Raw genomic sequence first — 19,080 nt, 5'->3', positions numbered from 1 at the left:
TGCTTTATAAATCGATGACCAAAATAAAGGATGCGAACATCATGAAATTAAAACCTTTTGCGCTGTTATTGACCTCACTATTTCCTTTGGCAAGCCAGGCGGCGGAGCCGCAAGTTGAACGTTACGTTGTCACCTTCCCGCGGGGTGATCATGTTGAGTATAAAGGCGCGTACGCAGCTAACTTCCCGAACGGATTGCCGGTTGGCGTGGGTTCCGGCCTGCAATTTATCCGTAAAGACGGTGATGCGCTGGTGTTTGCCACAGTCACGGATCGCGGCCCGAATGCCGACTCGCCTAAATCAGGTAAAAAAGAGTCGAAGATTTTTGCTAATCCAAAGTTCACCCCATTGCTGATGACCATGCGCGTGGCGGGGGGCAAAGCCGAAGCGACAGATGCACATGCCTTGCATGATGAAAACGGGCCAATTAGCGGTTTGCCGTTGCCTGAAGGTTTGATTGGCGCGACCAATGAAATCGCGCTAAGCGATACCCTGCAGCAATTATCGAGCGACAAGCGCGGCCTGGACACCGAAGGCATCACGCCGGACGGTAAAGGCGGTTACTGGCTGTGTGATGAATACGGTCCTTTCATCATTAACATTGATGCCAACGGTAAAATCCTCAAAAAATATGGCCCGCAGGCGGAGCAAGGCGAGCAGGGCGTGGCGGGTGGTTTGCCAAACATCATCAAATGGCGCCAGGCTAACCGTGGCTTTGAAGGTATTACGCGTATGCCAGACGGGCGCATTATTGCCGCCGTGCAAAGTACGCTTGATATCGATGGGAATACGAAAAACACCTCACAATTTACCCGCCTGGTGAGCTTCAATCCTGCAACGGGCAAAACCGAAATGTATGGCTATCCGATTGACGTGGATGTCTATAAAAAAGCCAAAGATGCCAAAATCGGCGATATCGTGGCGCTGGATGACAACCGCCTGCTGCTTATCGAACAGGGCGGGGACAAAAACAAAGTGATGCGCAACCTGGTGTATGTGGTTGATCTCAGCCAGGCCAGCGAACTGAGTTCGTTTGATAAAGACAAAGCGCCAGAGTTTGACGACGCCGCGCAACTGAAAGCCCGCGGTATCAAACTGGCGCAGAAAAAAGAGGTGGTTGATCTGCGTAAACTGGGCTGGCAGCAGGAGAAAGCCGAAGGCATGACGCTGATTGATAACCAGACCATCGCGGTGATCAATGACAACGATTTCGGCCTGCAACCGGTGCTGGAAAATCCTGATGCGGACGCTAAGAAAGCTGACCAATATGAAGTGGACGGCAAAGGGCATTTAACCCGCGACGGTAAAGAAGTAGCCACCAAAATCTCGTTAAAACCGCTGGAAAAGCCCGAGTCGCAAAATGAGCTTTGGGTGATTAAGCTGCCAGAAGCGTTGAAGTAAGATTCAGATAAAAACAGGGCCACCTCGAGGTTGCCCTGTTTTACATTACATTCCGGATGAACTTCCCATCACATCACGAATGGATTCCACCAACGCAGCGGCGGCAGGCGAGAGTTCCGTTCCGGTCAAACGGGAAATACCGATTTGCTCAAGAACCAGCGGTTCAAATGACGGTAAACGCACAAGATCGTTGCTGTAAGTGATATCCGTAACAATGGATTGTGGCAGAATCCCTAATAAATCGGTCTTTTTTAACAGCCATAATATATTGAAGAAGGAAACCGTCTCGATAGTCGCATGCGGCGGATCAATATTGTCATGATAAAATGTATTATCAAACTGCTTGCGTAAAGTCGTTTCAATTGGCGGTAATATCCACGCTTCCTGTTTTAATTTCTCGAGTGTTGCATGAGGATTTTGCTCCAGCGGATGACCTTTACGGACGACAATCATGGCATTCTCATTAAATAAAGCTTCCTGAGTGACCACCGCGTTGGAACTAATATCTGATAATCTGCCAATTAAAAAATCGAGTTCTCCTGAAACCAGTCGCGGCAATAATTCCCCGCTGACTCCTTCTATAATCTTAATGCGAATATCGGGCCGGGAAACACTCAGTTTTGCAATCGCCGCCGGAACCAGATAACTCGAACCGGTTAATAAACTGCCGATGGCAACTCGCCCAGCATGACCCGTTCCCAGCGCACTGATAGCTTGCGAAACATGATCAAGTTGAGCCAGCACCATTTTGCTACGGTCAACAAATGCGCGCCCCAGTTCGGTGGGCGTGACTCCCCGGCGATTTCTCAAGAACAACTTTGCGCCTACCGCATCCTCAAGATCGAGCAGAAGCTTGCTGGCTGTAGGTTGTGACACATTTAACGAACGTGACGCGTGCAGAACACTGCCGTATTCAAAGAGTGCGATAGCCAGGCGAAAGTGCCTGACGGTTGCCCAGCGTTCGAGTCTGTCGAGTTTCATAAGATATCCGTTTTTTGCATACCACATGCAATATATATGTTATTTACGAATATCACAAACCTCCCTATACTTGTTTTAAATAATTAAATCGGAGGTTGAGTAATGAGCATAAATAATCTTGAAACAGTAAAAAAATACTTTAAATATTGTGTTGATGGAAAAGATGCGGAGCGCGTTAAAGAATATTTTGATAAAGACGTAATTATTCATCGCCCTGATTGTGATGCGCCTGTTCACGGTGTTGAGAACTTCAAAAAAGCGCTGCTCGAACATGTTATTAACCGCTATGAATCGATAGAAACCACCTTCAGCAAAGAAGTCGTGACCGACGATGTGGTTGTGGTTCATCTGAAACATGTCGCGCGAGGTTCTAATACCTGGCACGGATTTGATGTTCACGGAAAAGACGTCACCTGGACGGCGCTGACTTATTTTAGATTTAACGCCGAAGGTAAAGTAGTAGAAGAAATTGTCGAAAGGAATGAATTATTCATGGCCAAACAAGTCGGAATTATTGATTACCAGTAATATAAACACGGCGCTGCTTGGGGATATAAAAAGCAGCACTTATTGACCACGATAAAACCCTACACCGATCCCCGTACCACCAACTTCCAGTCCAGAATTTCATTCACAGTTTCGACTTCCGGATTATCGATGCGCTCGAGCAACAACTGCACGCTGCGCACGCCAAGCTGATGCATCGGCTGTTGGATGGTGGTGAGCGGGGGATAAGTCACCGAGCCAAACGGGACGCCATCAAACCCCATAATCGCCACATCTTCCGGGACACGCAGGCCTTGCTCGTGGGCAAAATGCAGCGCGCCGCCCGCTAATGCATCGGAAATTGCAAATACGGCGTCCGGTGGTTCTGGCATGGTGAACAGTTCGGCCATTGCCTGCACGCCAGCCTGATATTCCAGGCTATCGGCGTAAACCACCGCTTGCCAGTTCTTGCCACAGGCGGCGCGATAACCCGCTTCGCGCTGTTGCGAATAGAGATAGCGTAAATCACCGTTGATCAGCGCAATGCGTTTATAGCCCGAGGTCGCCAGATGATCGACGGCAGCCGCCGCCGCTTTAAAGTTATCAATTGTCACTGAAGAAGCTCGATAACCGGGATCGCCTTCTCCGCATTGCACCCATGGCGAATCGCCAATCAACGTCGTTAGCCCAGGCAAACAACTGATGGCATCCATGGTGATCACGCCATCAACCACTTTGCCACTGAGCAGGCGCAAATAGGCTGATTCACGCGTCAGGCGTGATTCAGAATTACACAGCAGAATGTGATAGCCATGCTTCTCCGCTTCCTCTTCAATGCCGCGCACCACGCGGGCGCAGAATGGGTTGGTGATGTTCGACACCAGCACCAATAACATGCGGCTGCGCGAGGTGCGCAACTGGCGTGCCAGCAGGTTAGGTTGGTATTCGCACGCCTCAATCGCCGCCAGCACTTTGTCGCGCGTGTCGGGTTTAACGGCAGGGTTGCCGTTTAAAACCCGGGAAACGGTCGCGGTAGAAACCCCGGCAATGCGCGCCACTTTATCTATCGACATGTTGATCCTTTGCACGATCGGTTGAAATGTGAACCACATTCCATATTTGAATTGATACTACCAAATAATTCATCTGCATGATGGAAACCCTCATGAAATCGATTACATTTTTAATGAAGTGCGAATGTAATCGATTTCATAAAAAGAACTCTTACCCTTAAATCAATACTCTGTACCGGAGGATTTATGTCTTCTCAGTCGGCCGTTGGGGCACAAGTGGTCACTCATAAATGGGTGATTCCACGCCTGTCGTTAATGATGTTTCTCGAGTTCTTCGTCTGGGGGGCCTGGTATGTGACGCTGGGCGTCGTGATGGGCAAGTTTGGTCTGAGCGCGTTAATCGGCGATGCGTATTCCACCGGGCCAATTGCCTCCATATTGTCGCCGTTTGTCCTCGGTATGCTGGTTGACCGTTTCTTTGCCTCGCAGAAAGTGCTCGGCGTGTTGCACCTGATTGGCGCGGCGCTGCTGTGGTGGCTGCCGGGCATGTTTGAAAGCGGGCAGAGCGGCCTGTTGTGGGTCGTTTTCGCTTACATGCTGTGCTACATGCCGACTATCGCCCTGAGCAATAACGTGGCGTTCCACAGCCTGGCAAACAGCGAAAAAGGGTTCCCGATCGTGCGTGCGTTCGGCACTATCGGCTGGATTGTGGCGGGGTTGATTGTTGGCACCAGCGGTCTTTCAGACAGCACCGGCATCTTCACCCTGGCAGCGGTTGCCTCTGTCGTATTGGGGATTTACAGCTTCACGCTGCCGAATACCCCCGCGCCGGATCGCGGCAAACCGCTTTCAATGCGTGACCTGGTTTGTGCAGACGCTTTCGCGTTGCTTAAACAGCGTCACTTTATGGTGTTTATCATCTGTGCCACGCTTATCTCCATTCCTCTGGCGGCTTATTACGCTTACGCCGCACCGTTTATTTCCGCAGTTGGGTTCGAGAACGTCAGCGGCGTGATGGCATTAGGGCAAATGTCTGAACTACTGTTTATGCTGTTGATTCCGTTCTTCTTCCGCCGCCTGGGCATCAAAATGATGCTGCTTATCGGTATGCTGGCATGGTTTGCACGTTACGCGATGTTTGCCCTGGGCATCACCGAAGAGACACGCTGGATGATCTACATCGGCATCATCCTGCACGGGGTGTGTTACGACTTCTTCTTTGTTATCGGCTTTATCTATACCGATAAGGTGGCGGGCAACAAAGTGAAAGGCCAGGCACAAAGCCTGCTGGTACTGTTCACTTACGGGCTGGGGATGTTAATCGGTTCGCAAATCAGCGGCGCGGTATTTAACCGCTCGGTCACGGCACAAGGGGCTGAAGGCTTGCTGCAATGGCAACAATTCTGGTGGATGCCAGCGATAGCAGCCGTGGTGATTGCGGCGATCTTCTTCTTTAGTTTCAACTATAAAGAGGGCGAGCAGCATGGCAAATAAGCCGCTGCGCGTACTGGTTGTGGGCTGCGGGAATATGGGGGCTGCCCACAGCCTTGCGTATCAGCACCTGGACGAATTTACTCTCTGCGGGCTGGTGGCTCGCGGGGATTCAAAAGCCCAGTTGAAAGCTCAACTCGCAGCGGATATCCCACTATTCGATGATTTAAAACTGGCAATTGCCGAGACCCAGGCTGATGCCGTGTGCATCGCCACCTGGCCTGACACCCACGAAGCGCTGGCACTTACGGCGCTTGCCGCAGGCTGCCATGTGTTTTTAGAAAAGCCGCTCGCCACCACGGTGAGCGGGGCAAAACGCGTGGTCGCCACCGCGCGGCTGGCGGGTAAAAAACTGGTGGTCGGGTACATCCTGCGCCATCACCCGGTGTGGCAGCAGTTTATTGAGCTGTCGCACGGGCTTGGCAAACCGTTGGTGATGCGCATGAACCTCAACCAGCAAAGCAGCGGGAGCGCCTGGCACACCCATAAAATGCTGATGCAGTCGCTTTCGCCGATTGTCGATTGCGGCGTGCATTATCTGGATGTGATGTGCCAGATGGCGCAATCCACCCCGCACTCGGTGAGCGCCATTGGCGTGCGTCTAACTGACGAAATCGCCCCCGAACAGTTCAATTACGGCCAGCTTCAGGTGCGTTTTGAAGACGGGTCCGTGGGCTGGTACGAAGCAGGTTGGGGGCCAATGATGAGCCAGACAGCATTCTTTATTAAAGATGTGATTGGCCCGCAAGGTTCAGTGTCGATTGTTGCCCGCGAAGCTGCGGGCGAAGGGCAGTCAGCCAATGTTGAAGCCCATACCCGCACTGAATCATTGCGTGTTCATCACTCTCAACTAAACGCCCAGGGCGAATTTATTCACCAGGATGAATGGGTGACGGCAAGCGATGAACCCGATCACTTTGCTTTATGCCAACTCGAACAACAGTTTTTTGCCCGTGCCATCTTTGACGACAGCGATTTGACGTTACACCAACAGCAGGCGGTTGAAAGCCTGGCCGTGGTGCTGGCGGCAGATCTTGCCGTTCGCCAGCAACGCACGGTCTTAATTAAGGAGATGTTGTAATGAAAACCCTCAAAGGGCCGTCCATATTTCTCTCACAGTTTATATCCGATAAACCCCCGTTCAACTCGCTCGACACGCTAGCCGCCTGGGCGGCGGGTTTGGGCTATAAAGCGGTGCAAATTCCCACGCACCTGCCACATATTTTTGACCTCGCTAAAGCCGCCGAAAGCCTGGAATACTGCGCTGAAATTCGCAATCTGCTGGCAAATGTTGGACTGGAAATCAGCGAACTTTCAACGCATTTGCAGGGGCAACTGGTGGCCGTGCATCCGGCGTATGACGCCGCATTTGCCGGGTTTGCGCCGCCGGAACTGGCGCACGATGCTGTTGCACGTCAGCAGTGGGCGGTTGATTGCCTGAAACAAGCCGCTCGAGCTTCGCAAAATCTTGGGCTACAGGCGCACGCCACGTTTTCTGGCGCACTGGCCTGGCCTTATTTTTACCCGTGGCCGCCGCGCAATGAGCAACTCCTGGATGAAGCGTTTCAAGAACTGGCTGCCCGCTGGAAGCCGATTCTGGACTGCTTTGACGACGCGGGCGTTGATGTCTGTTTTGAGCTGCATCCCGGTGAAGATTTGCATGATGGCATCACGTTTGAGCGTTTTCTGGCGCTGGTTGATAACCACCCGCGTTGCAATATTCTCTACGATCCAAGCCATATGCTGCTGCAACACATGGATTACCTCGGTTTTATCGACCATTACCACACACGAATCAAAGCCTTTCACGTCAAAGACGCCGAGTTTCAAACATCGGCAAAAAGCGGCGTGTATGCGGGTTATCAGCCGTGGATTGATCGCCCCGGGCGTTTTCGCTCCCTCGGTGACGGGCAGGTTAATTTCAACGGGATCTTCAGCAAATTGGCGCAATATGACTACAGCGGATGGGCTACGCTTGAATGGGAGTGTTGTCTGAAAGCAGGCGATGCGGGCGCACGCGAAGGGGCGAAATTTATCGCGGAACACATTATTCCGGTTGCCGAATATGCCTTTGACGACTTTGCGCTGCGTGACAGCGACAAATCAGCGGTGCGTCGCATGCTCGGGCTGGAGGAGTAACCATGAAACGACTTCGTTTAGGTATGGTCGGTGGCGGTGAAGGTTCATTTATCGGCGGTGTGCACCGCATTGCAGCTCGTCTTGATGACCAGTTCGAACTGGTCTCCGGGGCGTTTTCGTCCTCACCGGAAGTGGCAAAGCGCAGTGGTGAAGCGCTATTTATCGCAGCCGACCGCTGTTATGCCAGTTGGCAGGAGATGGCTGAACGTGAGGCATCGCGGCCGGACGGCATTGAAGTTGTCTCGATTGTCACCCCCAACCATTTGCACGTTCCGGTAGCCAAAGTATTTCTGCAACATGGCATTCATGTTATCTGCGACAAACCGCTCGGGGTGACGCTTGCCGAGGCTCAGGAGCTGGCGCAGATTATCGCCGCAACCGGCCTGCAATTTATTCTGACGCATAACTACAGCGCGCTACCGATGGTGCGCGAAGCCCGAGCGCGCATCGCCAACAGTGAAATCGGTGATATTCGTGCCATCGAAGTGGAGTATTTGCAGGACTGGCTGAACGACAGGCTGGAGTTGACCGACAACAAACAGGCGAGCTGGCGCGGAAATCCGGCCATGGCGGGGGCCGGTGCGATTGGGGATATCGGCACTCACGCCTGGCAACTGGCAGCGTTTGTCAGCGGCATGGAGCCAGAAACCTTGCGTGGAGAACTGCTGACGCGCATTCCGGGCCGCGTACTGGACGACGAAGTGTACGCCGAAATGCGTTACGCCAACGGTGCACGTGGGCGTTTGTGGGCAAGCCAGGTGGCACCCGGTTTTGAAAACGATCTGCGTCTGCGCATCGTGGGCAGCAGGGCGACTATCAGTTTTCGCCAGCAACAGCCTGAAATTCTTGAAATTCACCCTCACCATGGTAATAGTTACGTTGTCACGCGAAACTGCGTCAATAACCATGATTCCGTACGCCACCAGTGCCGCACTCCCGCCGGGCACCCGGAAGGGTATCTGGAAGGTTTCGCGCAAATCTACCGTGAAGCTGCGGTTAAAATTCGCGGCGGAGATGCGCCGCTTTTGCCGGGAATAGCAGAAGGGCTTGCGGGCATGAGGTTTATCGAAGCGGTGCGCGATAGCAGTCACCGTGGCGGGGAATGGGTGGAGTGGTAAACAAGTGAAAAGCAGAAGGATCTCTCGGAGATCCTTTCTGTTTAGGGGTTAGATTTTATGGCTGAATAATATTGAGTTTGTATTCTTTGCTAAATTCAATTGCACTGGCGAACATGTTTCCATACATACCGCCGCCAATTATAATTTTTATTATTCCGGGTTTTGTGGGTATGCCATAGACTTCAACACAATTATAATCAAAGGGATCCCTCGTTTTTGCGGTGATTCTCCATTTTTCCATTGGACAATTACGTAAAGAAATCCCGGTATTCTCCGGAAATACAAATCCAATCCGTCTTTCGGTGCCGCCAGTAACAGCGCCCCCTAAAATATCAATCTTATACAAATAAGGTACGCCAACAGTTGCTGAGTTCAAGTTCTCGCCTTCCGGGATATATTCTGCCTTTGGACCACAAGCAGTAATACCGAAAGTGATAAAAACAATTAATGTTTTAAATATATGCATCTTTATTTGAGTGGTTTAAAAATCACGCCTCCAAAAAGTCGGTTGATGAAAAATGAAATTTTTTTCTCTGTCTTTATACGGTCTGATACTTTTCCCCATGAGAATAACTTCAGATGCACATTGCCATCGCTATCCTCTGTCACAGGCCCATCCCAGACAATCCAGTGAGTAGGATATGTCGCCCGTTCAGAAGAACTCCCCTCTAATAAGCTGTCATTGATGAGTGAAACAACTTTATATCCCTTCTGCACATAGTTATTTAAATCTTGCATGCCTTGAATTCCAGCCTGTGTAACTCCGACATTACTGAACACTTTTATATATCCCGCTTTCTCAAACCATTCTGTTAGCGTTTGCCACATAGTGATCCCGGCAAGGGGGGAATCCAGAGTGTCAAAACTTAAAACCCTATCTTCCGAGTCTCTCAATGCAGCCAGCGTCATCCAGTCCAGACCCAATATCCTGGGCCCAAAAGTATCGTAAAAATCCCCAGCAGGATGCCGACAACCGTCCCCCGGTGCGATCTCAAGTGCGCCAATTTTAGTTTTCCCAAATTGCCAAAGTTCTTTTGCAGCTTGCGCATAAACATCTGGCCTGTCCATTTGCAGACAGTAGAAAAAGGCAGCAGGCCCACACAAGCTCCCGGCATTCTGATTGGGGTATGTAATATGGTTAAATCTATTCTTTATCTGTTCATCAATTATACTTTTCTCAAATGGATCTTGCGGGTCTCCAACAGGATATTGTTCAGCAATAAATGGCCTGTCTTGCTTCGAAATATTAACCGAAACAATATTTCCACCTTCACTTTCCAGCTTTGATGTTCCTGAGGTGACAAAATAACAAGGGTTTTCTCGCTTAACAGACGACCAGGCTTTACCGGATGCAAACTCTTCTAATGTGTACATTCGGGTAAAAGGTGAAGCAGTAACGCATCGCGTATGCAGCATCGTTTTGCGATAAAGCGTGACTTCCATAATATAAATTGTCGAAAGTGACTCGCTAATATTATCGGTTGGGTGTTTTAGAGTTTCATAATTTCCCTGAATAGGTTGTTGCTTCACATCTATCAGAGAGTATTTATTTCTATCCGAATCCATCCGATAAATAGATAAATCATAGGCCAGGGAATCGGGTGGAGCATTCGATTTGATACGCGTGCTGAGATGATAAATAGTCATAATTAATCCATTAATTAAAGAAAGGTTATTGATTGGAATATACCCTGGATAAACCGACTTTTAATCTAAACTTATTAACTCGTTCGAAATACAGCATTCCGTGTACAAACGCCCGCTCAATGCCCCCCGTAGCCCGTCCCACACAAAAGCTCAATAAAAAATAGCGTTACGTGCACCATGTCGAGAATTCGTACAAAGATTAGCCAGCTAAGTTGCCGTCTGGTTCGATTGTTAACTAGCTTTTTTATTGGTGCGTTTAAAACGCACTCCCTCCGGTTTGGTCTGAACAAAAGAGGAAACAATGAAAAAGCTGACGTTAAGTCTTATTACCTTAGCGCTTGCGGGCGTTTCTAACGCTGCGTTTGCCGATACCCTGCGCATGGAATGCCCGATCTCGCCTGGCGGTAAGGAATACTGCAAATACGTCAAAGACCGTTTTGAAAAACAGACCAGCAACAAGCTGGAGTTTATCGAGTTCCCGGCGGCATCTGACGAAAAGCTGGCGCTGCTCCAGCAGTTGTTTGCCGCCAAAGATGAAAAGGCGGTGGACTTGTTCCAGTCGGACACCATCTGGGTAGGGTTACTTGATAAACAGACTCTCGATTTAACCGACGCAGTCGGCGATATGAAAGGTGATTTCTTCCCCGGCCCGTGGGCGAATGACACGGTGAACGGCAAAGTGAAAGCGGTGCCTGCGTATCTGGATACCGGCGTGCTCTATTACCGCAAAGACCTGCTGGAAAAATACAACGAGCAGCCGCCGAAAACCTGGGAAGATCTGACGCGTATCGCCACCAAAATTCAGGAAGAAGAGCGTAAAGCAGGGCACAAAAACTTCTGGGGGATGATCTTCCAGGGCAAATCGTATGAAGGGCTGACTTGTAACGCGCTGGAGTGGATTGATTCCTATGGCGGTGGCACCTTTATCGACGAAAAAGGGAACGTGACCATTAACAACCCGAAAGCGGCGGCAGCGCTGGATATGGTCGCAGGCTGGATTGGCAAAATCACGCCAAAAGGAGCGTTAGGCTACAAAGAGGAAGAGTCGCGAGCGGTATTCCAGAACGGCGATGCACTATTTATGCGCAACTGGCCATATGCGTATCTGCTCTCACAGGGTGCGGATAGCCCGCTGAAAGGCAAAGTGGGCGTGGCTCCGCTTCCTGCCGGGCCGGACGGGAAGTCTACCAACGCCCTGGGTGGTTGGCAGTGGTCCGTCAATGCCAATACCAAAAACAAAGATGCGGCGATTGCACTGCTGAAAATCCTCACCGATGCGGATTCGCAGAAAATGCAGCTGAAATATCTCGGCTTCGCACCGACGCGTTCGGCCCTGTATGAAGACAAAGCGGTTCTGGAAACCGCACCGCATCTGACGATGTTTAAGGACATTTTCGCCAATGCAGTACCTCGCCCGGCAACGGCCACCAAAAGTCAGTATCCGCGCGTTTCCAATGCCATCTTTAACGTGACCTTTAAAGTGCTCAACGGCAGCAGCGACGGCAAAACTGCGGTCGCCGATCTGCAAAAACGCCTTGAGCGCGTGAAGGGTAAGGACTGGCATTAATTGGCACATACAGGCTATCAACAACGGCGTCGCCGTATCGCATGGATACTGGTGGCGCCAGCGCTGTTACTTCTGGCACTGGCGGCGGGATGGCCGCTGGTGCGTACCTTCTTTTTCAGCTTCACCAACGCGATGCTCGACAATCCGTCTGAGTACCAGATGGTGGGGCTGGCAAACTATTACGCGACACATGACGGCGGCAGCAGCGGGGTGTTGGTTGACCCGCTGTGGTGGCAGGCTGTCGGCAACACCTTGTGGTTTACCGTGGTATCGGTCGGCATGGAGCTATTTCTCGGGATGTTGCTGGCGCTGCTAATGAACCAGAAGTTTCGCGGCCAGGGCTTAGTGCGCACCGCGATTCTGGTGCCGTGGGCGATTCCGACGATTGTGAGCGCCAAAATGTGGGGCTGGATGTTCCACGACCAGTACGGCGTGGTAAACGATTTGCTGGCGAAAATATTTGGCTATCAGGCGCATCTGGCGTGGATTGCCGAGCCGTCGCTGTCGATGTGGGCGGTGGTGATTGCCGATGTCTGGAAAACCACGCCGTTTATGGCGCTGATGTTGCTGGCAGCACTGCAACTGATCCCAAACGATCTTTACGAGGCGGCGCGCGTGGATGGTGCCAGCCCGTGGCAGCGGTTTAAACGTATTACGCTACCGCTGATTATGCCAGCGATGATTGTGGCGCTGATTTTCCGCGTGATGGACGCGATGCGCATTTTCGATCTGATCTTCGTGCTGACCTCCAACAGCGAGGCCACGATGTCGGTGTCCGGCTACGCCCGTGAACAAATTATTTCTTATCAGGATATGGGCATGGGTTCGGCGGCATCGGTGCTGGTGTTTATGATGGTAGCGGGCATAGCGGCCTGCTTTATCCGCGTCTCACGCCTGAACGAGAAGGAGAAGCGGTGATGAAAATAACCCGTCGGCAGCGCAAATTCGGCCATAGCATGGTTATCTTCCTTGGCGCGACCTGCGCCGTGCTGTTCTGCGTATTCCCGTTTTATTACGCGATTATTACGTCACTGCGCACCGGGCAGGAGCTTTTTTTACCCGCCTATTTACCGAGCGGTTACCACTGGAGCAACTACGTCACCGCGCTGGTGGATAACGGCATCGCCCGCAGCCTGCTTAACTCGGTGCTGGTGGCGACGATAACCGTGGGCATCTGCCTGCTGGTATCGATTACCGCCTCTTTTGCACTGGCACGCGTGCCTTTCCGTGGCCGTAAATTCCTGCTGTTCACCATTTTGTGTGTCTCGATGTTCCCGCAAGTGGCGGTGCTGACCGGCATGTTTGAGCTGGTGCGTTTTCTCGGGCTTTATGATTCGCTCGGTGCGCTGGTGCTGTCGTACACCACGTTTTCGCTGCCGTTCACCGTTTGGGTGCTCACCACGTTTATGAAGTCGATTCCCGTTGAATTGGAAGAGGCGGCAATTGTTGATGGCGCTAAAACCTGGACCATTATCCGCCGGGTGTTTGCTCCGATTCTCGCCCCCGCGCTGGTCACCACTGGGCTGTTGGCGTTTATCGGTGCGTGGAATGAGTTCATGTTTGCGCTGACGTTTATTATTTCTGGCGACAAACGCACGGTGCCGGTCGCCATCAGTATGTTCAGCGGCGCGTCAACCTTTGAGCTGCCGTGGGGCAGCATTATGGCGGCGTCGGTGGTGGTGACGCTGCCGATTATCGTGTTGGTACTTATCTTCCAGAAACGCATTGTCAGCGGGCTGACCAGCGGAGCGATTAAGGGATAACCATGGCGCAACTCGTACTCGATAAAATTCAAAAACGCTACGGCGCGGCATCAGAGGTGATCAAACCGCTCGATCTGGAAATCAACAGCGGCGAATTTGTGGTGGTGGTTGGGCCGTCCGGCTGCGGGAAATCAACGCTGCTACGTATGGTGGCGGGTCTTGAGGAGATAAGCGGCGGCGAGATGCGCATTGACGGGGTTTGCGTCAACGATGATTCCCCGTCTGAGCGCGGTATCGGCATGGTGTTCCAGTCTTACGCGCTCTATCCGCATATGACGGTATACCAGAATATGGCGTTCGCGCTGGAAATGGCGAAACTGCCGCTCAAAACCATCGATGAGAAAGTGCGTGAAAGCGCGCGTATTTTGCAACTCGAGCATTTGCTCGACCGTCGCCCCAAAGATCTCTCAGGCGGCCAGCGCCAGCGCGTGGCTATCGGGCGGGCGATTGTGCGCGAGCCGAGCCTGTTTTTGTTCGATGAACCGCTCTCGAACCTTGATGCTTCATTGCGCGTGCAGATGCGCATGGAAATCGCGGCGCTGCATAAACGGATTAATGCCACGATTTTGTATGTCACCCACGATCAGGTCGAAGCGATGACGCTTGCCGACCGCATTGTGGTGCTCAATCAAGGGCAAATCGAGCAGGTGGGCACGCCGCTTGAGTTGTACGACCGCCCGGCAAACGTGTTTGTCGCGCAGTTTATTGGTTCGCCAAAAATGAACCTGATCCCCGGCGTTTTGGTGAGCGGCAACGCCCAGCGTACCGATGTAATGCTGGAAAACCGCCAGCTGATTTCGCTGCCGGTTAACGGCGCTGGCGTGCCGGAGGGGCAAAAGGTGCAGCTTGGGATCCGCCCGGAACATATCCAGCTAACCGAGCTTGCGCAGGCGGATATCGAAGGGGAAATTTTGTTCGTTGAGCAGATGGGCAACGAGACTTTGCTCTACGTAAATAGCGGTTATGGTAGCGAACCGCTGGTGATGCGCCATACTTTCAGGCTTGAGATAAAAGCTGACCGACGCATCGGCCTGCGGCTACCGCCTGAGAATTGCTACTTGTTTAACAGCGACGGCCAGGCGTTTGTGCGAATTTCACCCTCATCCCAGCCTTCTCCCTGAGGGAGAAGGAGAAAACATAAGATCCCCTCTCCTGGGGGAGAGGGTTAGGGTGAGGGCGCTCGACAAAAAAGGAGAAATCGGTGGAACAAAAATGGTGGCACAATGCGGTGGTGTACCAAATCTATCCGCGTAGTTTTATGGACAGCAACGGTGATGGTATCGGCGACATCAATGGCATCATCAGTAAACTCGACTACCTGCAACAGCTTGGCATCAACCTGATTTGGCTCTCGCCAGTGTACCGCTCGCCGATGGATGACAACGGCTACGACATTTCCGACTATGAAGATATTGCCGCCGAATTTGGCACCATGGCGCAGATGGAAACCCTGATTGCGCAGGCGAAACAGCGCGATATTCATATCCTGATGGATTTAGTCGTCAACCACACCTCAGATGAACATCCCTGGTTTATCGAAGCGCTGAAATCAAAAGATAGCCCGTACCGTGATTTTTATATCTGGCGCAAACCTGCGGCAGATGGCGGCCCGCCGAACGATTTTCGCTCGTACTTTGGCGGTAGCGGTTGGGCGCTAGATGAGGCCAGCGGCGAATATTATCTGCACCAATTCTCAAAACGCCAGCCGGATCTCAACTGGGACAACCCGCGCGTTCACGATGAAGTCCACGCCATGATGAACCGCTGGCTGGCGAAAGGCATCGGCGGTTTCCGTATGGACGTTATCGACCTGATTGGCAAAGAAGTGGATCAGCAAATCATGGCGAACGGTAAAAATCTGCATGCGTTAATTCGCCAGATGAACCGCGCCACATTTGGCAAAGGGGATTACGTGACCGTCGGGGAAACCTGGAGTGCCACAACCGATGACGCGCTGCTGTACAGCGGTGTTGAGCGCGAAGAACTCTCTATGGTTTTCCAGTTCGACCACATCAAACAGTTCTGGGATGAGCACGCCGGGAAATGGCGCAGCAAACCCTTTGAACTGGCGAGCTTTAAAGCGGTGATTGAAAAATGGCAGACCGCACTGGCGCATCAGGGCTGGAATTCTCTGTTCTGGAGCAACCATGATTTACCGCGTGCAGTGTCAAAATTTGGTGACGAAGGGGTGTTTCGTGTGCCTTCGGCAAAAATGCTCGCCACCGCACTGCATTGCCTGAAGGGCACGCCGTATATCTATCAGGGTGAAGAAATCGGCATGACCAACGTGCGGTTCGAAACGATTGATGATTACCGCGATATTGAAAGCCTGAATCTTTATCACGAGCGGCTGGCAGAAGGTGTCAGCCATGACGAAATGATGCTCGGTATCCATGCTAACGGGCGCGATAACGCCCGTACACCGATGCAGTGGGACGCCAGCCCGAATGCCGGATTTACGTCGGGCACGCCGTGGATAGCTGTTAACCCGAATTACCGCGAGATCAATGTGGCCGCAGCCCTCGCCGAACCGGATTCAATTCTGTGGCATTACCAGAAAATGGTGGCGCTGCGTAAACAGTACCCGGTTTTGGTTTACGGCGATTTCCAGCCTGTTTTGCGTGAGCATCCGCAGGTGTTTGCCTGGCTGAGGGCACTTGATGGCGAGCGATTGCTGGTGGTCAACAACTTTACCGCCGAGCACCTGACGCTCGACATTCCGCCTGAAATGCAGAACTGGCACGGTGAATGTTTGATCAGCAACTACGCACCGCGCGACCAGTTGGCGGTGAGTCTTGAGCTGCAACCTTATGAATCTTTTGCTTTATTAATCGGGAGGTAAACGATGGCGAGCTGGTGGAAAGAGGCGGTGGCCTACCAGATTTATCCGCGCAGTTTTAAGGACAGCAACGGCGATGGCATTGGTGATCTGAACGGAATCACCGAAAAGCTCGATTACCTCAAAGACCTCGGAATCGATCTGATTTGGATCTGCCCGATGTACAAATCTCCGAATGATGATAACGGCTACGACATCAGCGATTATCAGGAGATCATGGCGGAATTTGGCACGATGGCTGATTTTGACCGCCTGCTGAGTGAAGTTCATGCGCGTGGAATGCGGTTGATTATCGACTTAGTAGTGAACCACACGTCAGATGAACACCCGTGGTTCCTCGAATCCCGTTCCTCGCGCGATAACCCAAAACGTGATTGGTACACCTGGCGCGACGGTAAAAATGGTGCAGAACCCAATAATTGGGAGGGGATTTTTAAAGGCTCAACCTGGGAGTTTGACCCGGTAACAGAGCAATATTTTCTGCATCTGTTTACCCGCCGCCAGCCGGATCTGAACTGGGAAAACCACGATGTGCGCCGCGCCGTGTACGACATGATGCGCTGGTGGCTGGATAAAGGCATCGACGGGTTCCGTATCGACGCCATCGCGCACCTGAAAAAAGAGCCGCTGCTGGCGGATGTGCCTAATCCTGACAAACTGCGCTATGCGCCGTCGATGAAAAGCCACCTGAACTACGATGGGCTGCTCGATTACGTCGATGACATGAGCCGTAACGTCTTGCAGCACTACGATATTGTCACCGTTGGTGAGATGAACGGCCTGTTTGCCGATCACGCCGAAGAATGGGTCGGGGAACATCGTAACCGGCTGAGTATGGTGTTCCAGTTCGAACACGTGCGGTTGTGGGAACCGGAAGCCGGATTGCGCCCGGAACCTGCGGTATTAAAGAAAATTTTCACCGCCTGGCAGGAAGCGCTGGAAGGAAAAGGCTGGAACGCGCTGTATGTGGAAAACCACGACCTGACGCGAATTACCTCGCGTTGGGGCGACACCGAACACCACTGGCGGGAAAGTGCGACCTGCATCGCCGCGCTCTATTTTCTGATGCAGGGCACGCCGTTTATCTACCAGGGCCAGGAAATCGGTATGACCAATACCCGATTCAATAGCCACGACGATTTTGATGACGTGTCAGCGAAAAATATGTGGCGTGAAATGGAAGCGCAGGGCAAAAGCGAAGAAGAGATTATTGCGTTTCTCACCAATACCGGGCGCGACAATTCCCGCACGCCAATGCAATGGAATGCCTGGCCGAACGCCGGGTTCAGCGATGGCGAGCCGTGGTTTAAGGTGAATGCCAACTTTGAAATGATTAACGTTGCCAGCCAGCAGCAAGACCCGGACTCAGTGCTGAATTTCTACCGCGCTTTAATTCAGCTACGCAAAAAGGAGCGAGCGCTGATTTACGGGCGTTATGAGCTGGAACTGGAAGACAACCCGCAAATTTACGCGTACCGGCGCGTGCTCGACGGCGCGGAGTTCGTGGTGCTGTGCAATATGTCCTCGAAATCGGCCCGCTGGACGAGCGATGAGTTGCCGCTCGAATGGGCAGAATGTGTGTTGGGGAATTATCCGCAGGTTGATGAACTCTATCGGCTGCACCCGTGGGAAGCACGAATTTATAAGTTGGCATAAAAGGCCTGTCGGATGACGCTGCGCTTATCCAACCTACGAAAAACGGTTTTGTAGGGTGGATAAGCGCAAGCGTCATCCACCGTTTGCGCCAGGCGACTCGAAGTCTCAGAGCAACCTTATGTAGTAACGGCATGGCCTGCGGTATGATGTGCGCTGGTTTTTAACAAGGAGGGGTTATGTTGACGACAACATTTCCAGCTTTGCAGCCGACGACCATCAATGCCATTAATACCCTTGGCGAGTGGCTCTCTCACAATGAGTTTGCCGCGCCACCTGCGGTTTGCGATGGTGAATTGATTATCCTCGCGGGTAATGCCGTTATCCCTACCATTGATGCAGCTTGCGAGCTTGCCGCCAATAGTGAATTGCCGCTGCTGATTACCGGCGGGATTGGCCATTCGACCACTTTTTTATATGCGGCGATCGCTCAGCACCCGCGCTACAACACTATTCCCACCACTGGCCGCGCAGAAGCCGCAATTATTAAAGACATTGCGACCGAGTTCTGGAAAGTCCCGGCAGAAAAAGTGCTGACCGAAGAGAAGTCCACTAACTGTGGTGAGAACGCACGCTTCACTTATGATTTGATGCAAACGCGGGAAATAACGCCCGCTCGCGCGATTATCATTCAGGACCCAACCATGCAGCGCCGTACCGTCGCAACCTTTGAACGCGTCTGGCAACGTGATGCGCATCAGCCGCAATGGCGCAGTTGGCCGGGTTTTGTGCCTCGGTTAGTCAGTGACGAAACTCATACCGCGTTTAGCCTGCATGAAAAGGGCTTATGGCCGGTTGAACGGTATATTTCGCTGGCGCTGGGGGAAATCCCGCGAATCAGAGATGATGCGCAGGGCTACGGGCCGAAAGGGCGTGACTTTATTAGCCATGTTGATATTCCGCTTGCGGTGAGTAGTGCCTGGGAAATTCTGGCTAATGACGCCGCGCTGGCGCAATTAATGCACGAGCGCGGCTTGTAAATG

Annotated in this window: 17 protein-coding genes; 13 read left to right on the top strand and 4 right to left on the bottom strand. The window is 52.1% G+C overall.

The features are described 5' to 3' along the window. Positions 1–41: 41 nt before the first annotated feature. The gene (locus M2371_RS06215) at positions 42–1,400 is read left to right on the top strand and encodes an esterase-like activity of phytase family protein (protein ID WP_259267205.1); all 1,359 of its coding nucleotides are present in this window, start codon (positions 42–44) and stop codon (positions 1,398–1,400) included. Positions 1,401–1,445: 45 nt separating this feature from the next. On the opposite strand, the gene M2371_RS06210 is transcribed toward M2371_RS06215, so the two are convergent. Then, entirely contained in the window at positions 1,446–2,381 is a 936-nt protein-coding gene (locus M2371_RS06210) for a LysR family transcriptional regulator (protein WP_259267204.1), read from the bottom strand. A 102-nt stretch (positions 2,382–2,483) separates the two neighbouring features. Between M2371_RS06210 and M2371_RS06205 the strand changes: the two genes are divergently transcribed. After that, positions 2,484–2,909, top strand: coding sequence for an ester cyclase (locus M2371_RS06205; protein WP_172894340.1), 426 nt, complete (start codon positions 2,484–2,486; stop codon positions 2,907–2,909). Positions 2,910–2,968: 59 nt separating this feature from the next. Here the strand turns inward: M2371_RS06205 and M2371_RS06200 are convergent, their stop codons facing one another. Beyond that, positions 2,969–3,940 (bottom strand): LacI family DNA-binding transcriptional regulator, encoded by a 972-nt coding sequence (locus tag M2371_RS06200; RefSeq protein WP_259267203.1) that lies wholly within the window; start codon positions 3,938–3,940, stop codon positions 2,969–2,971. Positions 3,941–4,126: 186 nt separating this feature from the next. Between M2371_RS06200 and M2371_RS06195 the strand changes: the two genes are divergently transcribed. From M2371_RS06195 to M2371_RS06180, 4 genes are read left to right on the top strand one after another with little or no spacing between them, the layout of a single operon-like run. Then, on the top strand, positions 4,127–5,374 hold the full coding sequence (locus M2371_RS06195) for an MFS transporter (RefSeq protein WP_034495186.1): 1,248 nt from the start codon (positions 4,127–4,129) through the stop codon (positions 5,372–5,374). Further along, positions 5,364–6,452 (top strand): Gfo/Idh/MocA family protein, encoded by a 1,089-nt coding sequence (locus M2371_RS06190; RefSeq protein WP_259267202.1) that lies wholly within the window; start codon positions 5,364–5,366, stop codon positions 6,450–6,452. The genes M2371_RS06195 and M2371_RS06190 overlap by 11 nt, the downstream gene beginning before the upstream one ends. Continuing rightward, positions 6,452–7,510, top strand: coding sequence for a sugar phosphate isomerase/epimerase (locus M2371_RS06185; protein ID WP_259267201.1), 1,059 nt, complete (start codon positions 6,452–6,454; stop codon positions 7,508–7,510). Before M2371_RS06190 ends, M2371_RS06185 begins: the two co-directional genes overlap by 1 nt. Positions 7,511–7,512: 2 nt before the next feature. Continuing rightward, positions 7,513–8,628, top strand: coding sequence for a Gfo/Idh/MocA family protein (locus M2371_RS06180; RefSeq protein WP_259267200.1), 1,116 nt, complete (start codon positions 7,513–7,515; stop codon positions 8,626–8,628). 55 nt (positions 8,629–8,683) lie between these two features. Here M2371_RS06180 and M2371_RS06175 read toward each other — a convergent pair whose 3' ends face one another. Next, on the bottom strand, positions 8,684–9,094 hold the full coding sequence (locus tag M2371_RS06175; RefSeq protein WP_259267199.1) for a hypothetical protein: 411 nt from the start codon (positions 9,092–9,094) through the stop codon (positions 8,684–8,686). A gap of 2 nt (positions 9,095–9,096) precedes the next feature. Further along, positions 9,097–10,275: a hypothetical protein gene (locus tag M2371_RS06170; protein WP_259267198.1), complete on the bottom strand. Its 1,179-nt coding sequence runs from the start codon at positions 10,273–10,275 to the stop codon at positions 9,097–9,099. Positions 10,276–10,576: 301 nt separating this feature from the next. Between M2371_RS06170 and M2371_RS06165 the strand changes: the two genes are divergently transcribed. From M2371_RS06165 to M2371_RS06135, 7 genes are all read left to right on the top strand, one after another. Beyond that, positions 10,577–11,842, top strand: a complete 1,266-nt coding sequence (locus M2371_RS06165) for an ABC transporter substrate-binding protein (RefSeq protein ID WP_259267197.1) — start codon at positions 10,577–10,579, stop codon at positions 11,840–11,842. Further along, the gene (locus tag M2371_RS06160) at positions 11,843–12,760 is read left to right on the top strand and encodes a carbohydrate ABC transporter permease (protein ID WP_259267196.1); all 918 of its coding nucleotides are present in this window, start codon (positions 11,843–11,845) and stop codon (positions 12,758–12,760) included. Next, positions 12,760–13,605, top strand: a complete 846-nt coding sequence (locus M2371_RS06155; protein WP_232903620.1) for a carbohydrate ABC transporter permease — start codon at positions 12,760–12,762, stop codon at positions 13,603–13,605. Before M2371_RS06160 ends, M2371_RS06155 begins: the two co-directional genes overlap by 1 nt. 2 nt (positions 13,606–13,607) lie before the next feature. Beyond that, positions 13,608–14,726, top strand: a complete 1,119-nt coding sequence (locus tag M2371_RS06150; protein ID WP_259267195.1) for an ABC transporter ATP-binding protein — start codon at positions 13,608–13,610, stop codon at positions 14,724–14,726. 80 nt (positions 14,727–14,806) lie between these two features. Continuing rightward, positions 14,807–16,447 carry an alpha-glucosidase gene (locus M2371_RS06145; protein WP_259267194.1) on the top strand — a complete coding sequence of 547 codons (1,641 nt, stop codon included), beginning with the start codon at positions 14,807–14,809 and terminating at the stop codon, positions 16,445–16,447. Between the two features lie 3 nt (positions 16,448–16,450). Then, positions 16,451–18,100: an alpha-glucosidase gene (locus M2371_RS06140; RefSeq protein ID WP_259267193.1), complete on the top strand. Its 1,650-nt coding sequence runs from the start codon at positions 16,451–16,453 to the stop codon at positions 18,098–18,100. Between the two features lie 176 nt (positions 18,101–18,276). After that, the gene (locus tag M2371_RS06135; protein ID WP_259267192.1) at positions 18,277–19,077 is read left to right on the top strand and encodes a YdcF family protein; all 801 of its coding nucleotides are present in this window, start codon (positions 18,277–18,279) and stop codon (positions 19,075–19,077) included. Positions 19,078–19,080: the final 3 nt, after the last annotated feature.

The organism is Buttiauxella sp. BIGb0471, from assembly GCF_024807715.1.
Lineage (GTDB): Bacteria > Pseudomonadota > Gammaproteobacteria > Enterobacterales > Enterobacteriaceae > Buttiauxella > Buttiauxella agrestis.
This window is presented reverse-complemented; position numbering and strand designations above follow the sequence as displayed.

Bases quoted from the DNA above. Each gene is read 5' to 3' on its own strand.
- M2371_RS06215 (WP_259267205.1), top strand. From the start codon at position 42: ATGAAATTAAAACCTTTTGCGCTGTTATTGACCTCACTATTTCCTTTG.
- M2371_RS06210 (WP_259267204.1), bottom strand. From the start codon at position 2,381: ATGAAACTCGACAGACTCGAACGCTGGGCAACCGTCAGGCACTTTCGC.
- M2371_RS06205 (WP_172894340.1), top strand. From the start codon at position 2,484: ATGAGCATAAATAATCTTGAAACAGTAAAAAAATACTTTAAATATTGT.
- M2371_RS06200 (WP_259267203.1), bottom strand. From the start codon at position 3,940: ATGTCGATAGATAAAGTGGCGCGCATTGCCGGGGTTTCTACCGCGACC.
- M2371_RS06195 (WP_034495186.1), top strand. From the start codon at position 4,127: ATGTCTTCTCAGTCGGCCGTTGGGGCACAAGTGGTCACTCATAAATGG.
- M2371_RS06190 (WP_259267202.1), top strand. From the start codon at position 5,364: ATGGCAAATAAGCCGCTGCGCGTACTGGTTGTGGGCTGCGGGAATATG.
- M2371_RS06185 (WP_259267201.1), top strand. From the start codon at position 6,452: ATGAAAACCCTCAAAGGGCCGTCCATATTTCTCTCACAGTTTATATCC.
- M2371_RS06180 (WP_259267200.1), top strand. From the start codon at position 7,513: ATGAAACGACTTCGTTTAGGTATGGTCGGTGGCGGTGAAGGTTCATTT.
- M2371_RS06175 (WP_259267199.1), bottom strand. From the start codon at position 9,094: ATGCATATATTTAAAACATTAATTGTTTTTATCACTTTCGGTATTACT.
- M2371_RS06170 (WP_259267198.1), bottom strand. From the start codon at position 10,275: ATGACTATTTATCATCTCAGCACGCGTATCAAATCGAATGCTCCACCC.
- M2371_RS06165 (WP_259267197.1), top strand. From the start codon at position 10,577: ATGAAAAAGCTGACGTTAAGTCTTATTACCTTAGCGCTTGCGGGCGTT.
- M2371_RS06155 (WP_232903620.1), top strand. From the start codon at position 12,760: ATGAAAATAACCCGTCGGCAGCGCAAATTCGGCCATAGCATGGTTATC.
- M2371_RS06150 (WP_259267195.1), top strand. From the start codon at position 13,608: ATGGCGCAACTCGTACTCGATAAAATTCAAAAACGCTACGGCGCGGCA.
- M2371_RS06140 (WP_259267193.1), top strand. From the start codon at position 16,451: ATGGCGAGCTGGTGGAAAGAGGCGGTGGCCTACCAGATTTATCCGCGC.
- M2371_RS06135 (WP_259267192.1), top strand. From the start codon at position 18,277: ATGTTGACGACAACATTTCCAGCTTTGCAGCCGACGACCATCAATGCC.